This window comes from Stenotrophomonas sp. YJH_SMC_33 (assembly GCF_059372295.1).
In genome coordinates, this window is sequence record NZ_JCAFVJ010000004.1 from 18,787 (window position 1) to 41,389 (window position 22,603).

Below are 22,603 nucleotides of genomic sequence, written 5' to 3' on the forward strand. Positions count from 1 at the left end.
GCTGGTCATCTTACCCCGCAGCGCGCCGTGACCACTCAATTATCCGCCGCAGGCGCCGTTAACCACTGCGTGCCCCGCTGACGGGCGTGTCATCCGGAGCAAGATCGCGTGGACCAAGGGATCATCGCCAGCCTGCTGCAGCACCCGCTTGCGTCGGCGCTGGTCATCGTCGACCGTACCGGGCGTCCGCTGGCGGCCAATCCGGCCGCGCGCGAGCATGGCCTGCCAGCCACCGTGGCGGCCTATGCGCCGATGCTGGAAGATCTGCGCCTGATGGCCGCCGATGGCGGCATCGTGGCCTGCACGCTGCCGGGCGGCCCGCGCGGCCACTACGACGGCCACCTGCGTGCGGTGCACGACGGCGCCGGCAACCTGCTGGCCTTCACCCTGAGCATCCCCGAGCCGGTGCCGGTGGACGGGGGAGGGCGCTGGGAGCTGGCGCTGGACAGTGCCGGCCACAGCCTGTGGGACTGGGACATCCCCAGTGACCGCGTGATGCGGACGCCGGCGCTGGGCGACGAGACCGCCACCGAGCTGCTGGCTCGGGTGCACAGCGAGGACATCGCCCTGGTGCGCGCAGCGCTCGACGAGCACCTGCATGGGCACAGCGAGCAGTACAGCGCACAGTTCCGTTTCCGCCAGGCTGATGGCCAGTGGCGCTGGGTGCTGGACCGGGGCCGCGTGGTCGCGCGCACCGCCGATGGCCAGCCCCTGCGCATGGTCGGCACGCATACCGATATCGAGCAGCAGAAGCAGCTCGAATCGCTGCTGCAGGAACAGCAGCTGCACCTGAGCGAGGCCCAGCGCATCGCCAGCATGGGCAGCTGGTCGTTTGATCCCAACAGCGGCCATTTCTGGTGGTCGCCGGAACTGCGCTCGCTGCTGGCGCTGGAGCAGGGCGCCGTGCCCGGCCAGCGGCGCTGGTTGAAGCAGCTTCACCCCCGCTCGCGGGGTGCGTTGCGTGCGGCCTGGCGGCGCTTGTGGCGCGATGGCCGCGCTGCCAACCTGGAGCTGGAACTGACCCGCGGCCATGAGCCTTCGCAGCATCTTCGCCTGTGGATGCAGCCGCTGCTGGACATGGACGGCCAGCCCAAGCGCCTGCTCGGCCAGGTGCAGAACATCACCGAGCAGCACCAGACCGATGCGCTGATCCGCTGGCGCACCGAACTGCTGAACCGGGTTTCCGCGCTGGGCCGCATCGGCGGCTGCGAGATCGAAGTGCAGACTCGCAGCATGCAGTGGACCGAGGAGTGCTACCGCATCCATGGCCTGCGCAAGGAACCGATCACCCTCGACCAGGCGTTGGCGCTGTACACGGAGGACTCGCGCAACGCGTTCGAGGCGGCACTCGCCCGTATCGCCAACGGCGGCCTGCCCGAGCAGCTGGACCTGTGCTTCTACCGCCAGTCCGGCCTGCGCGTGTGGGTGCAGGTGCTGATTGAACTGGACCGCCGTGATGGCCTGCCGCCGCGCTTCGTGGTGCTGTTCCGTGACATCACCCGCGAACGCGAGGCCAACGAGCGCATTGAACTGCTGGCCCACTACGATCTGCTGACCGGCCTGCCCAATCGTGTGCTGCTCGGCGAGCAGACCGCCGAGGCCATCGAGGAAGCACGCGACCGCGGAACCTCGCTGGCGATGCTGTTCATCGATCTGGATGGCTTCAAGACCATCAACGACAGCTTCGGCCATGCCACCGGCGATGCGCTGCTGAAGGCGGCGGCCACCCGCCTGCACCAGAACCTGCGCAACAATGACCTGTTCGGCCGCTTCAGTGGCGACGAGTTCATTGTGGTGCTGCGCGACCTGGCCGAGCCGGAAGACGCCGGCCACGTGGCGCGCAAGCTGATCGCCTCGCTGGCCGAGCCGCTGCGCCGTGGCGAGACCACGTTGAAGGTCGGCGCCAGCGTCGGCATCGCGATGCTGGGCGATGCGCAGACCGACTTTGATTCCCTGCTGCGTGCTGCCGACGCCGCGATGTACGCGGCCAAGGAAGCCGGGCGCAATACCTACCAGTACTACAGCCAGGACGCATTGGCCCGCATCCAGCGCCGGCTGGACGTCGAGCATGCCCTGCATGGGGCCATCGAGCGCGACGAGTTCAGCCTGGCCTACCAGCCGTTGCTGCACGCTCACCACGGTGAGCCACCGGCGATCGAGGCACTGTTGCGCTGGCACCGGCCCGGGATTGGCTACTGCAGCCCGGCCGAGTTCATTCCCATTGCCGAAAAGTGCGGCGAGATCGTGCGCATCGGCGACTGGGTGCTGAACGAGGCCTGCCGCCAGGCCACCGCCTGGGACCGCGCCGGACTGCAGTTTGATCGCATCGCGGTCAATGTGTCGGCGGTGCAGCTGCGTGATCGTGGCTTCGCCGAACGCGTGATCGAGATCTGCCATGCCCATGGCTGGCCGCCGCAACGGCTGGAACTGGAGCTGACCGAGTCGGCGTTGATCCGTGACACCGACATCCTGCGCCATTGCTTCGACGTGCTCGAACGGCACGGCGTGCCGCTGGCGGTGGACGACTTCGGCACCGGCTTCTCCAACCTCAATTATCTCAACCGCTTCCCGGTGGGGCGCCTGAAGATCGACCGCAGTTTCGTGCAGGGCATGCTGCACGACTCCGGTACGGCCGAAGTGACCCAGGCCATCGTGCACCTGGGCCATGCGCTGGGCATGAAGGTGGTGGCGGAGGGCGTGGAAACGCACCAGGAAGAAGACATGCTGCGCCGGCAGGGCTGCGACGAGATCCAGGGCTACCTGTACTCGCGCCCGCTCAGCCCGCGCGACCTGGCACAGTGGCTGCGCCAGCCGCAGCCGGTTTCGCTGCGCACCGATGCCAGCGGGGAAGTGGTGCTGGTGCGCTGACAGCCATACTTTGGTAGGTGCCGACCGTTGGTCGGCACGAATGCATGTACCTCGCGATCACCCACGCTCGGCGTGCAACTACTTACCGCGGGTATCCAGTTTGGTTGGTCGCGCCTTGGCCACTGTCGCAGCAAGGGCTTCCAGCTCAGCGAGACGATCTGTCTTCACCAGATGCGCCGCATTCCAGCCACCTTCGGAAACCGCGGGCGAAAAGCTGTACATCTCATTCGGAGCCAATGGCCCAAGTCGGTCAAGTGCATGCGCATGCAGGGGCCGCTCATCGTCGTCGGTGACGTCAAGATAGGGCCCATCCAGGGCCTCCAGCAGGAACGCCAGTTTCCAGTTGCGTTCCGCCGCATCGGCGGGGTCTGGCACATCCGATTCTGTCGTGACGTGTCCACTGTGTGGATCGATGCTGATCTGCGTGGAGGTGTTCTCCCCACACAGCAGAATCTGGCCGAAAGCTGTTACCGCGTAGACATGGAGAGTATCGGCACCCTCCATGGGATTGCCTTGCAGGAACGCAGTAGCAACCTCCGCATACAGGTGCGGATCGACCAAGGCGAGCTTGTCGTCCCGATAGCGTGCGAACCCGTCGCGTTGCCACAGCGCCAGCAGCAATCCTGGCAGCTTGCCTTCCCACGCTGCAAAGGCCGCTTCGGAAGCAGGTTCACCTTCGCTGCTCATAGCGAAATTCTGCATGAAACCGTCGGAATCGATCTCTGCCGCCGTCACGTCAGGGTTCGGCCCGGCCAGGGAGTTCGAACCCAGGTTGATGGGCAGGTAGTCCAGGAAATTCAACATTGACTCCGCCTGTGCGGTTTCCTTGTTTGCCTCCTGGGTTGAAATGACGGTCGCTGTGCTTCCAGAGACAAGCAACAACGTTCCCGCCGGAAGGCTTTGCCATGGCTCGTTCAGTACAAGATAGCGCTCGGATGAGTCGTCAACATCAGCGTCCAGGATGATGACCTGTGGACCATCCTTCACACACCCGGCGGAGATCTCGACAGTTGCATCGGTCACACCTGCATCAGGATCGGTCACATCTACAGGTGCGGAGTAGGGCTGTTGAAATTCGCCGAAGGACTGGAGCGCTTGGTGAAGGGCGAGCAGGGAGTCGGGATCTACGGCAAGCGGTTCTGAAGCAACCGGGAGCTGCAAAGCGAGTGAAAGGCAGAGGGCGGCGCTGGTCATCGGGCTGATCTGAACCGGAATCGGCCCTTTACGATGAAGGGCCGAGCGCTCACGATCCATGCAAACAATCCGAAAATCGTGAGTCGCGGGGCATCATCCACGCATGGCGTGGATCTACCTCGAAAATTCCGCCTTCAACTGCATGCGCAGGGCCTCGACGACGGCCGCATAGCGCCGCTTCTGGACCAGATAGCTGGCCAGGAACAGCGGCAGTACCAGCAGCATCGGCGCCACCATCGGGCGCATCGCCACCAGCGGCAACAGCAGCAGCGACAGGATCGCCACGAACCAGCTGCACAGGCCCGTCACCCGCACCTCGTGCCGTCGCGCGTTGAGTACGATGCGACCGCGCATCACCGGGAAGTAGCGCAGGCCGAAGCTCGGCGCAAAGCTCTCACGGAACGCCATGCTGCCGTCAGGCAGCGCATGGAAGGCCAGTTGCAGCCACTTGTCCTGCGGCAGGTCACGTTCCAGGCTGCCCAGCGAGAGGCGGGCCTGCATGGCCGGTGACGCCGCAATGCGTTCGTTGAACAGGGTGATGCCCCAGCTGAAATAGCCGGCCACCCAGGCCATCATAAGGACGGTCTCGATCAGCAGAAGTGCGATCAGAGCGATGGCCATCGGTCTTCCATGAAGGGTACCGGTGGATCATGCCATGCGCGACGGCCCATCCACGCATGGCGTGGATCTACTTAAGCGCATCCCCATCCAGCCCGAGATCCCAGGCCAGGCCCAGCAGCGCCTCGTCCGCCCGCGACGGGGCCGGGCGCGCGTCCGCCAGTTGCTGCAGCTCGCGGATCTCCTCGCGTGCCACATCCTCCAGCTGTTGCAGCTGCTCACGCACGCTCGCGTTGCGCGGGCGTTCGGTGTCGGTGAGGGCGGGCAAGGCGCGGATCAGGGTCATGGTGCGCGTACAGGATGCATCCAATGGCGGGTTACAGGCAAAGGCCCCGGACGAACCGGGGCCTTGCGGGCTGCTGGCGAGGGCAGCGGACATCAGGATCAGAACAGCTCGACGGTGCCGGCGCCCATGCTCTGCTGGGCAACCGGCTTGTGCGGCGGGCGTTCCCATTCGCTGCGCAGTTCGCGCAGGCGGTTGCCGGTGCGCTGCAGGGCGGTGGCGATCTCTTCGTCGAACACGCCGCCATTGCGGTGCAGCAGCTCCTGCAGGGCCACCGCTTCGCGGTTGATCGCGGTCAGGCGGTCCAGGTGGGTGTGCACGCCGCCCAGGGCCTGGGTGGCGATGTCCTCGAACTGCAGGGCGCGCACGGCCTCGGCCACGCTGCCATCGATCGCACGGGCGCACTCGGACACTTCACGCATGCCGTCGCCCAGCGACGCGTTGATCTGCGCGACGTTGTCGAGCATCGCCGCCGCTTCCTGGCGTGCTTCGCGGGAGCGGTCCATGTCGCGCGAGGCCATGTGCGAGACCGTCTCGCGCACCTTGGCAATGGCGTCCTTGGAGCTGTGTGCCAGCTTGCGGATCTGCTCGTTGAAGGTGGTCGAGCGCTCGGACAGGTTGCGCACTTCGTCGGCGACCACGGCGAAGCCACGACCGGCTTCACCGGCACGCGCCGCTTCGATGGCCGCGTTCAGCGCCAGCAGATTGGTCTGGTCGGCGATCGACTTGACGTCTTCCAGCAGCGCGAAGATGCCATCCAGGTGCTGCGCCATCTGGTCGATGTGCTGCACGGTGGTGCTGCTCTGGCCGCTGACCTGTTCCAGCGCTTCCACCAGCTGCTCCATGCGGTGGCTGGCGTGCTGGGCGAAACGGGCAACGTCGAGGCCGGCGTTGCCTTCATCACCGGCGCGGTCGACGATGCGCGACAGGGCCTGGCTCTGCTGGCGCGACTTGCGGTTCATCGCATCGAAGCTGCCACCGAGGCTGGAGACGGCCTGGCGGATCAGGTCACGGGCGCGTTCCACTTCGCCGCGCGAACCGTCGATCTCGTTGCCGACGAAATTGCGCAGTTCGGTCAGCAGCTGGTCCTGCTCACGCAGGACACGGGCATGTTCCGGGGAACGGTGCGCCTGGGCGCGGGTGGTCCACCACGCAAAGCCGAGCCAGCTCAGCGTCATCGTGGTCAGGATCGCCCAGCGCAGGGCGGCCGGCCATTCGAAACCGATGGCGAAGGGGAGCAGCAGGGTCAGAGCCAGGGGGGCGGCCAGACGGATGAAAATGCGTGAGTACATGGACGTTCTCGGGAGGTGCACGGAGGATGTATCGGCCGTACCCCCTTTCTCTTTAACGTCGATGTGCCCCGAAGTGCATTCTGAATGCACCGGTTTTCCGGCGCTGGCGGTGATTCGGTGTCCGATTCCCTTTTCCATGGAAAAGCGCCCGGACCCCATGCGCTTACGCCAGCTGGCGGTCCACCGCCTCGATCATCGCCTTGCGGCCGAACAGGAAGTCCCAGTAGCTGCCGCCCAGCTGCCGCCACAGCACCGCCGAGCGCACCGCTGCCAGCAGCAGGGCGCGGATCTCGGCCACCACGCCAGCCTGGCCCAGGTAGTGCGGGTTGCCCTGCACCATCACCCGCGGCTTGAGGTGGCTGATGGTGTCCGCGTACAGGCTGCCCAGGCTGGCCAGCACATCCGGGTGGCCGCTGTCGCCCAGCTCGGCGGCCTGGCGCTGGGCGCGCTCGATGCCCGAGGCGACCTTGTTCACCGTGGCGCCATCCTGAACGAAGCGGCGCTCCAGCTGCAGCACCGACAGGGCCAGCTTGGGCAGGATCGGATCCTGGCCCTGGTTGCGGAAGTAGTTGTGCAGCAGGCGCAGCCCGGCCTTCAGTGCATGGCGGTCTCCGAACACCGCCTGCGGCGAGGACGCATCCACGCGGAACACGCTGTCCACGGCGGTGCGCACGGCGGCGGCGTCGGAATGGCCGGTATCGGCGATGCGGCGGACCTGCTGCAGGGCCTGGGCAATGCCGGCCAGGGCCAGGACGCGGTCGTCGACAGTGAAACTCATGCAGCGGATACCTCAAAAGGGGAAGGGGTGGTGCGCAGGCGCTGTTCCAGCGGCGCATCGGTGGCGGCGATCACCGCGCCACCCAGGCACACATCACCGTCATACAGCACCAGCGATTGACCGGGGGTAACGGCACGCTGCGGGCGCGCGAAGGTGACCAGCACGCTGCCATCGTCCAGCACCTGGACCGTACACGGCTCGTCAGGTTGGCGGTAGCGGGTCTGGGCGGTGCATTCGAAGCGCCGTGCCGGCGGCGAGCCGGCGATCCAGTGCGCGGTTTCCGAACGCAGCCGGTTGGAAAGCATCCACTTGCTGTCGCGGTCCTGGTCGACGTACAGCACGTTGCTGGCCACATCCTTGCCGACCACGTACCACGGTGCGGCCGGGCGGCCGCGTACGCCGCCGATGTTCAGGCCCTCGCGCTGACCCAGCGTGAAATAGAACACGCCCGGGTGTTCGGCGATCACGGTGCCATCGGCCGGGTCCACGATCTGCCCAGGCTTGGCCGGCAGGTAGCGACCGAGGAAGTCGCGGAAGTCGCGCTCGCCGATGAAGCAGATGCCGGTGGAATCCTTCTTGGCGTGGGTCGGCAGGCCGACGTCGCGCGCAATCCGGCGCAGGTCGGTCTTTTCCAGGTCGCCGATCGGGAACAGGGTCGCTGCCAGCTGCGCCTGGCCCAGCTGGTGCAGGAAGTAGCTCTGGTCCTTGGAGCGGTCGGCGCCACGCAGCAGCAGCCATTGGCCACCGCGCTGGGCTACGCGCGCGTAATGGCCGGTGGCGATGCGCTCGGCGCCCAGCTCGCGGGCGGCATCCAGGAAATGCTTGAACTTCACCTCGCGGTTGCACAGCACGTCCGGGTTCGGCGTGCGGCCAGCGGCGTACTCGGCCAGGAAGTGCTCGAACACACCCTGCCAGTACTCGCTGGAGAAGTCCCGGAAGTGGAACGGGATACCGAGCAGGCCGCATACGGCGACCGCATCGCGGCGGTCATCCTCAGCGCGGCAGTCACCGCTGCCGTCGTCGGCCCAGTTCTGCATGAACAGGCCTGCCACGGCCTCGCCCTGCTGTACCAGGCGCCAGGCCGCGACGGAAGAGTCTACGCCACCGGAGACGCCCACCATCACGCGCGGCGTGCTCATGCGACCTCCCGGACCAGCGAAAGCGGATGGCGCTGGCCACCCAGGTAATCAGCCACCACCTGCCAGACCAGCGGGCTGCGCTGGCGCTCGCCGGCGGCCTGCAGCTCGGCCGGGGTCAGCCACAGCGCGCGGTCGATGCCGGTGTCCAGCGGCTGCGCCGGGTCGTGCGAGAGCGGGCGCGCGGCGTAGCAGAAGCGCAGGAACGCGGTGCCGTTGCCGGCAGTCCACTGGTAGCAGCCGATGAAATGGGTCAGCTGCACCGTCCAGCCGGTTTCCTCGCGGGTCTCGCGCAGGGCTGCCTCGGCCAGGCTTTCGCCCGGCTCGAGGTGGCCGGCAGGCTGGTTCAGCACCTGGCGGCCGTCGATGGTCTCTTCAACCAGCAGCACGCGGCCGCCGTCGACCACCACCGTGGCGACGGTGGCGTGCGGTGCCCAGCGCGGGTCCGGCGTGGCGTTCAACTCAGAACTCGTCCTTCTTGGTCAGCTCCAGCTCCATCGCGTCGGCGGTGCGGATGGCCGCATCGATGGCGTCGCTGAGCTGGTCCGGGGTGGCATCGGCATCGATCTTCACCACGAACATGGCGGTGGTGTCCTGCTTGACCCAGCCGCCCATCTTGGCGTCCTGCGAATCTTCCAGCAGGCGGTTGGCCACGGCCACCGGGAACTGCTTGGTCTTGGCGTTGTACGCCGGCGACCAGATCTCGCGGATGTTGTGGCTGCCGAAATCTTCCACCGCCGAGCGCACGTAGACCATCTGGGTGCGGTCACCCTCGACGTCGAAGACCATGCGGTAGTCGCCGTCCTCGTCGACTTCATAGGTATAGCCCAGCTTGTCCAGGTGGCGGCCCACGGACTTGTCGGCGGTGGTTGCGGCGGTGGCGGCGCCGGCAGGAGCCAGGGCGATCAACAGGGCGGTAAGAAGGGTCCTTTTCATGAAGATCCTGTGAAACAGTGTTGAGAGAGGATGCAATTGTGACGGCGGCCGTGCGTGCCGTCCAATCTGCGGCGGGCCGACGCAGGCTTCTCCGAGCCTCTATAATGGACGGATGCCCCATGAGTCCTCCCCCGATTCCCAGCACGAGCACGGCGTTGCCGTAGAACCTGCGCGCCCGGAAGTGGCGCCGCCGCCGTTCTACCAGGTGATGCTGCTCAATGACGACTACACCCCGATGGATTTCGTGGTGGACGTGCTCCAGCAGTTCTTCAACATGGACTTGGACAAGGCCACGCAGGTGATGCTGCACGTCCATACCCGCGGCCGTGGCGTGTGCGGGGTGTTCACCCGCGAAGTGGCCGAGACCAAGGTGGCCCAGGTCAACGAGTATTCGCGGATGAACCAGCATCCGCTGCTGTGCACGATGGAGAAGGCCTGACCGGCCTTTTGTAGAGCCGAGCCCATGCTCGGCTGCTGTTCGTGCAGGTATCCAGATCGCTGGCAGAGCAGCCGAGCGCAGGCTCGGCTCTACAGCCGGATCACGCTTCCGCCAGCGCCTGCAACGCCATCCTCGCGACCGATTCGTCCACAACCGCTGGGTCGCCATCATCGCGGAACCACACCGCCGACAGCCCTGCGCTGGCAGCAACCCAACGCAGCAGGCGGGTGCGCTCGAGGCCGGCCAGCGCGGTCACCTGTTCTACGCGCGCGGCAAACCGCTCGGGCCGGGTGGCCACATGGATGCCCGGGCCGCAGAGATCCGGGTTGCTGAACAGCGTCGTGTAATCGAACGCGCGCTCGCCCAGCAGCCGCTTCGGGTCGATCGCCAGCCAGCCGCGCGCGCCGAAGTCGAGCACGTTGTCGTGGTGCAGGTCGCCGTGCAGCGGCCGGATCTCCTGTTCGTCACGCAGCACCCCTCCGCCAGTGATCTGCACTGTTCCAGCAGTGGCGGCAGCGCAGCCCTTGGCTGCAGCAGGTCGGCGAACCATCTACGCAGGCAGACCAGTTCCGCTGGCGGCGCGCTCCGTGGCCCGTGCAGCCGCTGCAGGACCTGGCACAGGACCGTGGTGCAGGCGTCATCGTCGCCCGCGATCGAGCGTTGCCGCAGCGAATCGCCTTCGGCGCGCTCGATCAGGATCGCCGGCCCCTCGTGGGCCAGCAAGCGGGCAGCGCCATCACCGTCCCACCAGCGCAGCAGGCGGTGGCTGTTCTGCTCCTCCGCTTCGCTGCTGATCTTCAGCATCGCCGGCGCGCCGGCAGCGGTCAGCACCGGCCAGAGCCGGGCGTGGGGCGTGCAGATGGCCGGGCCATCACGCCGCAATCGCCAGCGGCTCAGGTAGGGTTCGCTCATACCGGTTGAGGTCTTCTGGAGTGAATGAAGATCAAGCGTTCTGCAGTGCTAACGCCATCTGAACGCAGCAATCCGCTAGGGTGATGGAAATCGCGTAGTCAGGCCGCATATTGTTCCCATCTGCCGCCGGAGTAATCCATGTTCAGCAAAGACCTCGAACACACCATCGGCCAGTGCTACAAGCGCGCCCGTGAGGCCCGGCATGAGTTCATGACGGTCGAACACCTGCTGTTGGCACTGCTCGACAACCCGTCCGCCCAGGCCGTACTGAAGGCCTGCGGTGCCGACGCCGAACGCCTGCGCCAGGAGCTGGAGCAGGCCATCGAGGCCTCGGTGTCCCGCCTGGCCGAAGATGACGGCCGTGACACCCAGCCGACCCTGGGCTTCCAGCGGGTGCTGCAGCGGGCCGTGTACCACGTGCAGTCCTCGGGCAAGAAGGAGGTCACCGGCGCCAACGTGCTGGTCGCCATCTTCGGCGAAAAGGACTCCCACGCTGTCTACTACCTCAACCAGCAGGATGTCACCCGGCTGGATGTGGTCAATTACCTGTCCCACGGCATCGCCAAGCTGGGCGAGGAAGGCGAGCAGCCGTCCTCTTCCTCCGAGGGTGAGGGCCGCATGGAAGGCGGGGATGGCGAGCCGAAGGGCGATGCCCTGACCGAATTCGCCAGCAACCTCAACGAACAGGCCCGGTCCGGCCGCATCGATCCGCTGGTCGGTCGTGGCGATGAGATCGAGCGCACCATCCAGGTCCTGTGCCGGCGCCGCAAGAACAATCCGCTGTACGTGGGCGAGGCTGGCGTGGGCAAGACCGCCATCGCCGAGGGCCTGGCCCGCCGCATCGTCGAGGGCTCGGTGCCCGACGTGCTGGCCGACGCGGTGATCTACTCGCTCGACCTGGGCGCGCTGGTGGCCGGCACCAAGTACCGCGGCGACTTCGAGAAGCGGCTGAAGGGTGTGTTGACCGCGCTGAAGAAGGTGCCCAACGCCGTGCTGTTCATCGACGAGATCCACACCATCATCGGCGCCGGCTCGGCGTCGGGTGGCACCATGGATGCGTCCAACCTGATCAAGCCGGCGCTGGCCTCCGGCGAGCTGCGCTGCATCGGCTCGACCACCTTCCAGGAATATCGCGGCATCTTCGAGAAGGACCGGGCGCTGGCCCGCCGCTTCCAGAAGATTGATATCGTAGAGCCGACCGTGGGCGAGGCCTACGAGATCCTGCAGGGCCTGAAGTCCAAATACGAGCTGCACCACAGCGTGACCTATTCGGACGAAGCGCTGCAGGCGGCGGTGGACCTGTCGGTGAAGCACATCGGCGACCGCCTGCTGCCGGACAAGGCCATCGACGTGATCGACGAGGCCGGTGCCCGCCAGCGCCTGCTGCCGGAAGGCCAGCGCAAGGAGCTGATCGACGTCGAGGAAGTGGAAGCGATCGTGGCCAAGATGGCGCGTATCCCGACCAAGCAGGTCAGCGCCACCGACAAGGACGTGCTGCAGCATCTGGAGCGTAACCTGAAGATGGTGATCTTCGGGCAGGATCCGGCGATCGAGACGCTGTCCTCGGCGATCAAGCTGGCCCGCTCGGGCCTGGGCAACCCGGAGAAGCCGATCGGCAACTTCCTGTTCGCCGGCCCGACCGGCGTCGGCAAGACCGAGGTGACCAAGCAGCTGGCGCTGCAGCTGGGCATCGAGCTGGTCCGCTTCGACATGTCCGAGTACATGGAGCCGCATTCGATCAGCCGCCTGATCGGCGCCCCTCCGGGCTATGTCGGCTTCGACCAGGGCGGCCTGCTGACCGAGAAGATCGTCAAGACACCGCACTGCGTGCTGCTGCTGGACGAGATCGAGAAGGCGCACCCGGACATCTTCAACATCCTGCTGCAGGTGATGGACCGCGGCGTGCTGACCGATACCAACGGTCGTGAAGCCAACTTCAAGAACGTGGTGCTGGTGATGACCACCAATGCCGGCGCGGCACAGGCCTCGCGGCGCTCGATCGGCTTCACCAAGCAGGACCATGCCACCGATGCGATGGAGACCATCCGCCGCAGCTTCACCCCGGAGTTCCGCAACCGCCTCGATGCGGTGGTGCAGTTCCAGGCGCTGGGCTTCGAGCACATCCTGCGCGTGGTTGACAAGTTCCTGATCGAGCTGGAGATGTTGCTGCAGGACAAGCACGTGAGCCTGTCGGCCACCCCGACCGCCCGCGACTGGCTGGCCCACCACGGCTTCGACCCGCTGATGGGTGCGCGCCCGATGGCCCGCGTGATCCAGGACAAGATCAAGCGTCCGCTGGCCGACGAGCTGCTGTTCGGCAAGCTGGTCAACGGTGGCAAGGTCAGCATCGATGTCCGCGACGACGAGCTGGTGGTCGAGACCCAGGCCGAGCCGGAGCGGCTGCTGCCGGTTACGGTGGAGTGAGCTGAAGGCTTGGCGTGAAAGACTGGGAATGACAAGGGCGGCTTCGGCCGCCCTTGTTGTTTCCAGTGGGCCTGTCGTCTGCGGCCTTGCTTGAACGGAATGCAGGTGCCAATGCTGTCTTCTGGTCGCGATGGGGTGCTGCCCTGTTTGTATCGCGTAACGATACAGGATACAGTAATGATCATCGGTTTTCGTCACAAGGGCCTTGAGCGGTTCTACCGTTCCGGCAGCAGTAGTGGAATCCGCCACAGTCATGCCAGCAAGGTGTTGATGATCCTGACGATCCTGGATGTGGCTTCGGGTCCTGAGGATCTGGCCATGCCCGGGCTGCGCCTGCATAAGCTCCGGGGCGGCCTGAAAGGACATTGGTCTGTATGGGTCAACGGAAACTGGCGGATTACCTTCCGTTTCACCGGCAGCGGCGTGGAGCTGCTGGATTACCTGGACTATCACTGAGGTCGCGCATGATTCATCACCATCCGCATCCGGGGCAGACGATCAAGGCAATGGTCTTTGATCCAATGGATCTGTCTGTGACCGAGGCGGCCGAGCGCCTGGCAATGTCACGGGTGGCCCTTTCGCGGGTCCTGAACGGCAAGGCGGGCATCAGTCCCGACCTGGCTATCCGCCTGGAGATGGCGGGAGTGAGTACCGCGGTTTTCTGGATGGGGCTGCAATCCAGCTACGATCTTTGGTTGGCGCGGCAGCGCGCGCAACCGAGAGTGTTGTCGCTGGTTGCCGCGACGCGTTGACGTATCTCGCGACAAGGGCGGCTTCGGCCGCCCTTGTCCTGTCTGCTGTCACCGGCTGCGGCGGCGCGCTTCGCGCTTGAACCGCCCGGCATCGATCGGCTCGATGCGCGCAACCTCGCAGCTGCCGCGACCGGTGTCCAGAGCGCTTCGGCCCTCGCTGCACAGCTGGTCAGCCTCCTTGCCGTCGGTCTTGAAGCCGAGGCGGGTGGCCAGCACGGCAGAAGGGCAGCTGTTGCGGAAATGCACCACATAGTGGTCTTCACCGGCGCGAAGCAGGACGTTCCTGTCAGCGCCGGCGCGAACGATCTGCTGTTCGCCGGTCAGTGGTACGCATTGCGCCGGCGGGGTGCCAGCGGCATGGGCGGGCGGCGCCAGGGTGATGGCAGACAAAGCCAGGGGGACCAGCAGGGAAGACAGGTTCATGGCGGGGCAGGGGCGGCGATCCGGACTGGATCGGATTCCAGGTTGCCGCAGCCGCTGCAAATGCGAATCTGCCGCAAGCAAGGCTGACCGACGTCACGGTGAGATCGGTCACGATGACCTTTGGCGCGTCAGGCGGCGATTGAGCGGAATCCTTGCTGGCGCCCTTGGTCGCCGCCATCCTCGATGACGAATGCGACTGCCTCATGTGGAATATGCAGGCGCTGCTTGAGTGTGCTGCCCATGTGTGGGACCTCGCGCTGCACGGCCAGATACAGTGGGTGGGATGCGTCCATGCTGGTACAGACCAGGCAGGGCTGGCCGAACCAGGTGCCGTCCGGCCCCTTGCTGGCGTAGCAGCGGCTGGTGACGGACTGCGGGTCCAGGACGATCAGGTAGGTCATGCGCGCAGCGCCCTCTGTGAAGAACGCGTTGAGTCTAGAGTTCCGGCGCGATGCTGGATTTCAGACAAGGACGAAAATCGGACGATCTCGGTGCCGCGTATTTTCTTCCGCGCACGACAAAGGGCCAGCAGCGAGGCCGGCCCTGTCGGAGTGGCGCACTGCGCCGACCGCTTACTTCATGCGGTAGGTGATACGACCCTTGGTCAGGTCGTACGGGGTCATTTCAACCTTGACCCGGTCACCGGTGAGGATGCGGATGTAGTTCTTGCGCATGCGGCCGGAGATGTGGGCGATGATTTCGTGCCCATTTTCCAGACGAACGCGGAAAGTGGTGTTCGGCAGCGTCTCGCTGACGGTGCCCTCGAACTCGATGGAATCGTCTTTCGACATGTAGTCCTGTGCGGTTCAGAAAACGGCCACGCTGGGCCTAAGGCGCGGTATTTTACGCGTGATGGGCCCGGCTTGCAAAGTTTGTGTTAACCCCCGGCCAAACGCCGTGCTGGCAAGCGTCCGACCGCCTGGGTCCAGGGGCCTTCACGGCCGTCACGGTGTACGGCCTGACGGACGTGCTCCAGAAAGTCCGCGCGCGGCAGGTGCTCGGCGCCCATCCGCAGCAGGTGCGGGTTCTCCACCTGGGCATCGATCAGTTCCCAGCCCCAGTCACGCAGGGTGGATGCGAGGGCGGCCAGGGCGATCTTGGAGCCGCCGCTGGCGCCACTGAACATGCTTTCGCCGAAAAACATCGATCCGATCGCCACCCCATAGATGCCGCCGACCAGCGTCTGCCGGTCCCAGACCTCGAAGGAATGGGCAAAGCCGAGATCGTGCAGCTGGCCATAAGCCTCGACCATCGCCGGGCTGATCCACGTACCGTCCTGGCCCGGTCGCGGTGCTGCGGCGCAGGCACGCATCACACGACTGAAAGCGATGTCGGCGGTGATCTCCCACGTGCTGCCGCGCAACTGGCGGCGGAAGCGGCTGGACAGGTGCACGCCCTCGGTGCGGAACACCATGCGCGGGTCTGGCGACCACCACAGGATTGGCTCGCCCTCGCTGAACCACGGGAAGATGCCGCCGGCATAGGCGTTGAGCAGTCGCACCGGATGCAGGTCGCCGCCCACCGCGAGCAGGCCATCGGGCTGGCGCAGTGCGGTCTCGGCCGGAGGGAAGGGCGCGTCCGGCGCATCGGCCAGGCGCCAGGGCAGCTGGCGGGTCATGCCGTCATTGTATTCGCCGTGGTGATGCGACTGGGATGCGCACGCGCTGCCGGTGCCAATCTTGGTTGGCACACCTTTCCGGGGGCCTCATCCGGCCCGATTCTACGGCTCTACGCGGAACGGACCATGCCCCTGCAATTCCTGCTGGTACCGCCGCACACTCTGCCGCTCCTGCCGGCACCAGTCCTGCAGTGCTTCTGCGAACTCCGGATCGGCCACCCAGTGTCGGCTGCGCACCAGTGTCGGCAGGAATCCCCGCGCCAGCTTGTGCTCGCCCTGAGCGCCGGGCTCGAAACGGCTCAGGCCTTCGCGCAGGCAGTACTCGATGCCCTGGTAGTAACAGGCCTCGAAATGCAGGCCGGGCAGGGTAGCGCCACCCCAGTAGCGGCCGTACAGCGTGTCGCCACCGCGCAGGCACAGCGCGCCGGCAATCGGCTCGCCGTCCTGTTCGGCCAGGAACAGCACCAGCCCGCGTCCCAATGAAATGGCCAGATGGCGCAGGAAGGCCTCGGTCAGTGCCGGGGCGTTGCCGTACTCGAGGAAGGTCTGCAGGTAGAAGCGGTACATCGCCTGCAGGTCGGCACGGCTGGCTTCATCGCCGTGTACCACGCGGAAGCTGATGCCCTGGCGGGTGACCTTGGCCCGTTCCTGGCGGATGTTCTTCCGATGCTTGTGGTTCATCGCACCGAGGAACTGCTCGAATGTCGCCCAGTCACCCGGGTTCTGCCACTGGAACTGCACGTCCTCGCGCAGCAGCCAGTCATCGCCGAACAGGGCCTCGTCCACTGCGGTGTGGAAGTTGATATGGGCCGAGGATACCTCCAGCGCGGGCAGGGCCTCGCGCAATGCCGAAAGCAGGGCGGCGCGCCCTGAATCGTGACGTGCCAACAACCGCGGGCCAGTGACCGGCGAGTAAGGTACTGCGCCCAGCCACTTCGGATAGTAGTCGCGGCCATGCCGCGCATACGCGTTGGCCCAGGCATGGTCGAACACGAACTCGCCGTGCGAATTGGTCTTCAGGTAGCCCGGAATGGCGCCGACCAGGGTGTTGCCTTCCCAGAGCGTGAAGTGCCGGGCCTGCCAGCCCCAGTCCTCGCGCAGGCAACCGTGCTGTTCAAGCCCGGAAAGGAAGGCATGGGTGACGAAGGGGTTGCGGCCGTCGTGCAGGGCATCCCAGTCGGTCGCGGCAATGGACTGCAGGGAGTGGAGAAAGCGGGGGGAAGGCATGGGAGAAGGATAGGGCAGATGAAACAGAAAGGCCGACGCACTGGCGTCGGCCTATCATCCGGAGTCGGGCGTGGCTCGACCCTGCAGGAGCGGGTCAGCCTCTCAGCTGGCCTTGCCCTGGGCGTCCAGGTAGCGCTCGGCGTCCAAGGCGGCCATGCAGCCGAAGCCGGCCGAAGTGATCGCCTGGCGGTAGTGCTGGTCGGCCACGTCGCCGGCAGCAAATACGCCTTCCACCGAGGTCTGGGTGGCGTTGCCGCCCAGGCCCGAGCGGATCTCCAGGTAGCCGTTGTTCATCGCCAGCTGGCCGTCGAACAGCTGGGTATTCGGATGGTGGCCGATGGCCACGAAGAAGCCGTGGGCGTCGATGTCACGGGTAATGCCGTCCAGCGTCGACTTCACGCGCACGCCGGTCACGCCGGCGTCGTTGCCCAGCACTTCCTCCACCTGGTGGTGCCAGACGGTCTCGATCTTGCCGGCAGCAACCTTGGCAAACAGCTTGTCCTGCATGATCTTTTCCGCCTTCAGGGTGTCGCGGCGGTGGACCAGATAGACCTTGCGGGCGATGTTGGACAGGTAAAGGGCCTCTTCCACGGCGGTGTTGCCACCGCCGACCACGACCACGTCCTGGTCGCGGTAGAAGAAGCCGTCACAGGTGGCGCAGGCGGAGACGCCGCGGCCCTTGAAGGTCTCTTCGGTCGGGATGCCCAGGTACTTGGCGGTCGCGCCGGTGGCGATGATCAGCGCATCGCAGGTGTACTCGTGGCTGTCGCCGATCAGCTTGAACGGGCGCTGCGACAGGTCGGCGGTGTGGATGTGGTCGAAAATGACCTCGGTCTCGAAGCGCTCGGCGTGGGCCTGCATGCGCGCCATCAGGTCCGGGCCCATCAGGCCGTGGGCGTCACCCGGCCAGTTGTCCACCTCGGTGGTGGTCATCAGCTGGCCGCCCTGCTGCAGGCCGGTGATGACGACCGGCTTCAGGTTGGCGCGGGCGGCGTAGACGGCGGCGGTCCAACCGGCCGGTCCGGAACCGAGGATGACGAGGCGCTGGTGGCGGGAGGGCAGGCTGGTGCTCATGTAGACTCGCGAAAAGGTAGATGGGACAAGGCGCTGGCGATGTTTGCGCAGCATCCGTGGCTGGTCATAGAGTGGCGGCTGGGGCAGGGCGATTCAAGCCGATGAACGGAACGCCGTCATCCAGCAGTGGTTTCGGCCCTCGGATTGCCCTGTCGGACGTCGCATAACTGAAAACTGACGCCGTCTCATTTATTATCAATCACTAACAGCGCATTCCAAAGGTATGGTCTAAGGTGGCGAAGCAGGTCCCCGAACGCTCCAAGTCCGACGACAGCAAGGCGTCACGTCGCACGGCCGCGGCGGCGACGACCGACAATCCACGCCGCCAGCGCCTCTGGCGCGACCTGGGCCTGATCGCCATCGCGCCGGCCCTGCTGTATCTGGCGGCCAGTCTTTTCACCTATTCAGCGACTGATCCGGGCTGGTCGCACACCGGCAGCGTGGTTGCGCCGGTGCACAACCTGGGCGGCCGCGCCGGCGCCTGGATCGCCGACGTGCTGCTGCAGCTGTTCGGCTACATCGCCTTCCTGCTGCCGGTGGTGCTCGGCGCGCTGGCGTGGATCGCCATGTTCGGCCTCAAGCGCGAGAGCAAGGGCGAGAACGACCTGGATCCGGCATTGCGCCTGGTCGGTCTGGTCGGTTTCCTGATCGCCGGCACCGGCTTCCTGCATGTGCGCCTGTTCAGTGGCGATGTCGCCAGTGCCGGCGGCATCCTCGGCAAGCTGGTCGGCAATTCGCTCACGGTGGGCTTCGGCGCGTTGGGGGCGAACCTGTTCGTGCTGGTGCTGCTGCTGGCCTCGATCACCCTGGCCACCGGGCTGTCCTGGTTCACGGTGATGGAGAAGATCGGCCGCGGCGTGATGTCGCTGGCGCCGTTGCTGGAACGCAAGAAGGAAGAAGTCACCGAGTGGAAGCAGACCCGGGTGATGCGCGAGGAACGCCAGGAAGTACGCAAGGCCGACGCCGAGGTGCGCGCCAAGCGCGAGCCGGTGAAGATCGAGCCGCGTCCGGAGCCGGTGATCGAGAAGAGTGATCGGGCCAAGCGCGATACCCAGATTCCGATGTTCCGCGGCGTCAACGGCGATGGTTCCGACCTGCCGCCGCTGGCGCTGCTGGATGATCCCAAGCCGCAGCCGAAGGGCTACGACGAAGAAACACTGGAAACCCTGTCGCGGCAGATCGAGTTCAAGCTGAAGGACTTCCGCATCGATGCGCAGGTGGTCGGCGCCAATCCCGGCCCGGTCATCACCCGCTTCGAGATCGAGCCAGCACCGGGTATCAAGGTCAGCCAGATCAGTTCGCTGGACAAGGACATCGCGCGTGGCCTGTCGGTGAAGTCGGTGCGCGTGGTCGATGTCATTCCGGGCAAGTCGGTGATCGGCCTGGAAATCCCCAACGTCACCCGCGAGATGATCTTCCTGTCCGAACTGCTGCGCTCGAAGGAATATGACAAGTCGGCCAGCGTACTGACCCTGGCGCTGGGCAAGGACATTGCCGGTCGCCCGACCGTGGCCGACCTGGCACGCATGCCGCATCTGCTGGTGGCCGGTACCACCGGTTCGGGCAAGTCGGTGGCGGTCAATGCGATGGTGCTGAGCCTGTTGTTCAAGGCCTCGCCGAAAGACCTGCGGATGCTGATGATCGACCCGAAGATGCTCGAACTGAGCGTCTACCAGGGCATCCCGCACCTGCTGGCGCCGGTGGTCACCGACATGAAGGAGGCCGCCAACGGCCTGCGCTGGTGCGTGGCCGAGATGGAGCGCCGCTACAAGCTGATGAGCGCGGTGGGCGTGCGCAACCTGGCCGGCTTCAACAAGAAGGTGAAGGAAGCCCAGGACGCCGGCCAGCCGCTGATGGACCCGCTGTTCAAGCCGAACCCGGAGCTGGGCGAGGCACCGCGTCCGCTGGAGACGCTGCCGTTCATCGTCATCTTCATCGACGAATTCGCCGACATGATGATGATCGTCGGCAAGAAGGTGGAAGAGCTGATCGCGCGCCTGGCGCAGAAGGCGCGAGCGGCCGGCATCCACCTGATCCTGGCCACGCAGCGCCCGTCGGTGGACGTGATCACCGGCCTGATCAAGGCCAACATCCCGACCCGTATCGCCTTCCAGGTCAGCTCCAAGATCGACTCGCGCACCATCCTCGACCAGTCCGGCGCGGAAACCCTTCTCGGCCATGGCGACATGCTGTACCTGCCGCCGGGCACCGCGCTGCCCGAGCGTGTGCACGGTGCGTTCGTGTCCGACGATGAAGTGCACCGCGTGGTCGAGCACCTCAAGGCGATGGGCCCGGCCGACTATGTCGACGGGGTGCTGGACGAGGTGCAGACGATGGGCGACGGCGTGGTCGTCGGTGCCACCGGCCTGCCCGAGACCAGTGCAGCCGGCGACGAGTCCGACCCGCTGTATGACGAAGCGCTGCGGGTGGTCACCGAGACCCGCCGCGCCTCGATTTCCGGCGTGCAGCGCCGGCTGAAGATCGGCTACAACCGTGCAGCGCGACTGATCGAGGCCATGGAAGCGGCCGGCGTGGTCAGCCCGCCCGAGCACAACGGCGACCGCACGGTGCTGGCACCGCCGCCGCCGAAGTAAGACCCGACGTATCCCCCACGACGTCCAAGGAACCGACGCATGCTTCACCCCGTACCAAGCGCGCTGGCGCTGGCGCTGGTAGCCCTGATGGCTGCCGGCCCGGCACTGGCAGACACCGCCACCTCCGCGCCCGCCACGGCGCCGCCTTCCACCAGCGGCGATACCGAAGCCAGCAATAATTTCAGCATTGTCCGTTACCGCGCCGACTACCAGGTGCGGCCCGATGCGGGCAATGTGCAGACCGAAACCTACGAAGTCCTTCTCAAGACCAAGGCCTCCGTCGAGCAGTTTAGCCAGGTGCGGCTGAGCTACAGCGAAAAGATGGAGACGCTGGAAGTGCTCGGTGCCTACACCATCACCGCCGATGGCCAGCGCCGCGACGTGCCGGCCGACCGCATCTACACCCAGGAGAGCTACTCCAGCGCCTCGGCGGCGATGTATGCCGACCGCAAGGTGCGGGTGATCGTGTTCCCGAACCTGGCCCCGGGCACGCGCCTGTACTACCAGGTGCGCCGCACCCAGGCTACGCCGTACTTCCCGGGCTATTTCGGCCTGTGGGAGACCTTCAACGTCTTCACCGAGTACGAGGACGCCGAGGTCACCCTGAGTGCGCCGGCCAACCTGCCGATGTTCGTCGACAGCCGCGGCGTGCAGGGTAGTGACCGGCCGACGGTGAAGAACGGCCAGGCGCAATGGCGCTGGCGCTACCAGCGTCGTGAGGCGATGCCGGCGCAGAACTGGTCGGCGGCGGGCTGGGAGTTCGGCCCGAACATCATGGCCAGCACGTATCGTGACTGGTCGCAGATGGGGCGCGCCTACCAGCTCAAGGCGGGCCCGGCGGCCGAGGTGACCCCGGCGCTGCAGGCGCTGGCTGATGAGATCACCGCCGGCATCAGTGACCGCCGCGAGCAGGCTGATGCGCTGTATCGCTGGGTCGCGCAGAACATCCGCTATGTGGCGGTGTACCTGGGCAACGGCGGCCTGGAGCCGAACAGCGCGCAGAGCATCCTCGACAACCACTACGGCGACTGCAAGGACCATGTGACGATCCTGGAGGCGCTGCTGGCGGCCAAGGGCATCGCCAGCTCGCCGGTGCTGATCGGTGCGGGCGGTGGCCCGACGCTGCCGAAGATTCCGGTGCTGGGCCGCTTCAACCACGCCATCACCTACATCCCCGAATTCGATCTGTACCTCGATTCGACCACCGCGTGGGCGCGCTTCGGTCAGCTGCCAGAGGGTGACCTGGGTGCACCGGTGATGCGTACCCGTGACGCTACGCTGGCGCGTACCCCGGCCAATACGCCGGAGCGCAATGCGACGTCGATGGAGGTGCGTTTCACGTTTGATGCCAACGGCAACCTGCGCGGCGAGACGATTCCGAAGCTGGGCGAGAACGCCGAGATCGGCATGCGCGCCCAGTTCTCCCAGCTCAACGCGCAGAACCGTGCGCGCGCCGAGGAGCAGATCATGGCCGCGTCCGGTTTCGACGGGCGAGGGCAGCTGCAGATCCAGGGCGTGCCGGTCGACCTGACCCGGCCGTTTGGCTATCGCATGGCGTTCCAGGCCGAGGACTACGCCGACTTCAGCGTGGCCGGCGGCATGGCCGTGCCGGACCCGCCAGGTGGCGAGTCGGTGCGTGGCCTGTACGCTACCGCCTCGGCGCCGGCCAACGAGACGCCGTTCTACTGCAATGCCAGCCTGCGCGAGGAAACCTATCGCCTGCAGTTCCCGGCCAACGCGCCGATCATCGCCATTCCGGCCAGCCAGCGTTTCGCCAATGCCGCCGGCGAGTACCGCGTGGACTGGAGTCGCGAGGGCCAGGAGGTGATCGTGCACCACCGCTTGCAGCAGAATGCGGTGCGCGGCCCGGAGGCATTGTGCCAGCCGCAGGACTATCCGGCGTTCCGCGCGCTGTATCGCGAAGTGCGGCGTGGCTTCCGTGGCCAGGTGCTGTACGGCAAGCTGCCGGGATCCGGTGGCTGAATCGCCGATGGACGTTCAGGGCGGCATAATGTCGCCCTGATCGCCCATTCAT

Annotated in this window: 21 protein-coding genes and 1 pseudogene; 7 read left to right on the forward strand and 15 right to left on the reverse strand. The window is 66.1% G+C overall.

The window, feature by feature from the left end; translation table 11 throughout:
• Nucleotides 1–108: 108 nt before the first annotated feature.
• Nucleotides 109–2,868, forward strand: a complete 2,760-nt coding sequence (locus tag AC5P9W_RS08370; protein WP_111104354.1) for a bifunctional diguanylate cyclase/phosphodiesterase — start codon at nt 109–111, stop codon at nt 2,866–2,868.
• A gap of 78 nt (nt 2,869–2,946) precedes the next feature.
• Here AC5P9W_RS08370 and AC5P9W_RS08375 read toward each other — a convergent pair whose 3' ends face one another.
• The 8 genes from AC5P9W_RS08375 to AC5P9W_RS08410 all read right to left on the reverse strand — a co-directional run bounded on the left by AC5P9W_RS08375 (nt 2,947) and on the right by AC5P9W_RS08410 (nt 9,105).
• Nucleotides 2,947–4,122 (reverse strand): GAD-like domain-containing protein, encoded by a 1,176-nt coding sequence (locus AC5P9W_RS08375; RefSeq protein WP_111098327.1) that lies wholly within the window; start codon nt 4,120–4,122, stop codon nt 2,947–2,949.
• A 54-nt stretch (nt 4,123–4,176) separates the two neighbouring features.
• Nucleotides 4,177–4,683 (reverse strand): hypothetical protein, encoded by a 507-nt coding sequence (locus tag AC5P9W_RS08380; RefSeq protein ID WP_111104361.1) that lies wholly within the window; start codon nt 4,681–4,683, stop codon nt 4,177–4,179.
• A gap of 67 nt (nt 4,684–4,750) precedes the next feature.
• Nucleotides 4,751–4,966 (reverse strand): hypothetical protein, encoded by a 216-nt coding sequence (locus tag AC5P9W_RS08385; protein WP_005416471.1) that lies wholly within the window; start codon nt 4,964–4,966, stop codon nt 4,751–4,753.
• 98 nt (nt 4,967–5,064) lie between these two features.
• Complete coding sequence (locus tag AC5P9W_RS08390; protein WP_005416472.1) at nt 5,065–6,255, reverse strand: methyl-accepting chemotaxis protein; 1,191 nt, start codon at nt 6,253–6,255, stop codon at nt 5,065–5,067.
• A gap of 163 nt (nt 6,256–6,418) precedes the next feature.
• Complete coding sequence (gene hflD / locus AC5P9W_RS08395) at nt 6,419–7,033, reverse strand: high frequency lysogenization protein HflD (RefSeq protein WP_021201771.1); 615 nt, start codon at nt 7,031–7,033, stop codon at nt 6,419–6,421.
• Nucleotides 7,030–8,172: a tRNA 2-thiouridine(34) synthase MnmA gene (gene mnmA / locus AC5P9W_RS08400; protein ID WP_021201772.1), complete on the reverse strand. Its 1,143-nt coding sequence runs from the start codon at nt 8,170–8,172 to the stop codon at nt 7,030–7,032. Before mnmA ends, hflD begins: the two co-directional genes overlap by 4 nt.
• A complete protein-coding gene (locus AC5P9W_RS08405; protein ID WP_288040446.1) occupies nt 8,169–8,630 on the reverse strand; it encodes an NUDIX hydrolase in 462 nt (153 codons plus the stop codon). Before AC5P9W_RS08405 ends, mnmA begins: the two co-directional genes overlap by 4 nt.
• Nucleotide 8,631: 1 nt before the next feature.
• Nucleotides 8,632–9,105 carry a hypothetical protein gene (locus tag AC5P9W_RS08410; RefSeq protein WP_021201774.1) on the reverse strand — a complete coding sequence of 158 codons (474 nt, stop codon included), beginning with the start codon at nt 9,103–9,105 and terminating at the stop codon, nt 8,632–8,634.
• A gap of 112 nt (nt 9,106–9,217) precedes the next feature.
• Between AC5P9W_RS08410 and clpS the strand changes: the two genes are divergently transcribed.
• Nucleotides 9,218–9,544 carry an ATP-dependent Clp protease adapter ClpS gene (clpS, locus tag AC5P9W_RS08415; protein WP_019659637.1) on the forward strand — a complete coding sequence of 109 codons (327 nt, stop codon included), beginning with the start codon at nt 9,218–9,220 and terminating at the stop codon, nt 9,542–9,544.
• Between the two features lie 100 nt (nt 9,545–9,644).
• Here the strand turns inward: clpS and AC5P9W_RS08420 are convergent.
• Nucleotides 9,645–10,456: pseudogene (locus tag AC5P9W_RS08420) on the reverse strand (APH(6) family putative aminoglycoside O-phosphotransferase).
• Nucleotides 10,457–10,594: 138 nt separating this feature from the next.
• On the opposite strand from AC5P9W_RS08420, the gene clpA reads away from it, so the two are divergent.
• The 3 genes from clpA to AC5P9W_RS08435 all read left to right on the forward strand — a co-directional run bounded on the left by clpA (nt 10,595) and on the right by AC5P9W_RS08435 (nt 13,632).
• Complete coding sequence (gene clpA, locus AC5P9W_RS08425; protein WP_021201776.1) at nt 10,595–12,880, forward strand: ATP-dependent Clp protease ATP-binding subunit ClpA; 2,286 nt, start codon at nt 10,595–10,597, stop codon at nt 12,878–12,880.
• Between the two features lie 177 nt (nt 12,881–13,057).
• Entirely contained in the window at nt 13,058–13,336 is a 279-nt protein-coding gene (locus AC5P9W_RS08430) for a type II toxin-antitoxin system RelE/ParE family toxin (protein ID WP_227854433.1), read from the forward strand.
• Nucleotides 13,337–13,344: 8 nt separating this feature from the next.
• Nucleotides 13,345–13,632 (forward strand): HigA family addiction module antitoxin, encoded by a 288-nt coding sequence (locus AC5P9W_RS08435; RefSeq protein WP_019659640.1) that lies wholly within the window; start codon nt 13,345–13,347, stop codon nt 13,630–13,632.
• Nucleotides 13,633–13,680: 48 nt separating this feature from the next.
• Here AC5P9W_RS08435 and AC5P9W_RS08440 read toward each other — a convergent pair whose 3' ends face one another.
• The 6 genes from AC5P9W_RS08440 to trxB all read right to left on the reverse strand — a co-directional run bounded on the left by AC5P9W_RS08440 (nt 13,681) and on the right by trxB (nt 17,974).
• Entirely contained in the window at nt 13,681–14,055 is a 375-nt protein-coding gene (locus tag AC5P9W_RS08440; protein ID WP_111104376.1) for a hypothetical protein, read from the reverse strand.
• Nucleotides 14,056–14,183: 128 nt separating this feature from the next.
• Nucleotides 14,184–14,456, reverse strand: coding sequence for a hypothetical protein (locus tag AC5P9W_RS08445; protein WP_019659642.1), 273 nt, complete (start codon nt 14,454–14,456; stop codon nt 14,184–14,186).
• Nucleotides 14,457–14,627: 171 nt separating this feature from the next.
• The gene (gene infA / locus AC5P9W_RS08450; protein WP_005409596.1) at nt 14,628–14,846 is read right to left on the reverse strand and encodes a translation initiation factor IF-1; all 219 of its coding nucleotides are present in this window, start codon (nt 14,844–14,846) and stop codon (nt 14,628–14,630) included.
• Between the two features lie 86 nt (nt 14,847–14,932).
• Nucleotides 14,933–15,673, reverse strand: a complete 741-nt coding sequence (gene aat, locus AC5P9W_RS08455) for a leucyl/phenylalanyl-tRNA--protein transferase (RefSeq protein WP_495219048.1) — start codon at nt 15,671–15,673, stop codon at nt 14,933–14,935.
• Between the two features lie 102 nt (nt 15,674–15,775).
• The gene (locus tag AC5P9W_RS08460; RefSeq protein WP_495219051.1) at nt 15,776–16,900 is read right to left on the reverse strand and encodes a GNAT family N-acetyltransferase; all 1,125 of its coding nucleotides are present in this window, start codon (nt 16,898–16,900) and stop codon (nt 15,776–15,778) included.
• A 102-nt stretch (nt 16,901–17,002) separates the two neighbouring features.
• Nucleotides 17,003–17,974, reverse strand: a complete 972-nt coding sequence (trxB, locus tag AC5P9W_RS08465) for a thioredoxin-disulfide reductase (RefSeq protein WP_021201782.1) — start codon at nt 17,972–17,974, stop codon at nt 17,003–17,005.
• A 233-nt stretch (nt 17,975–18,207) separates the two neighbouring features.
• Here trxB and AC5P9W_RS08470 point away from each other — a divergent pair, with 233 nt between their 5' ends.
• Complete coding sequence (locus AC5P9W_RS08470; protein ID WP_019659648.1) at nt 18,208–20,568, forward strand: DNA translocase FtsK; 2,361 nt, start codon at nt 18,208–18,210, stop codon at nt 20,566–20,568.
• A gap of 39 nt (nt 20,569–20,607) precedes the next feature.
• On the forward strand, nt 20,608–22,551 hold the full coding sequence (locus AC5P9W_RS08475) for a DUF3857 domain-containing protein (protein WP_021201783.1): 1,944 nt from the start codon (nt 20,608–20,610) through the stop codon (nt 22,549–22,551).
• Nucleotides 22,552–22,603 lie beyond the last annotated feature (52 nt).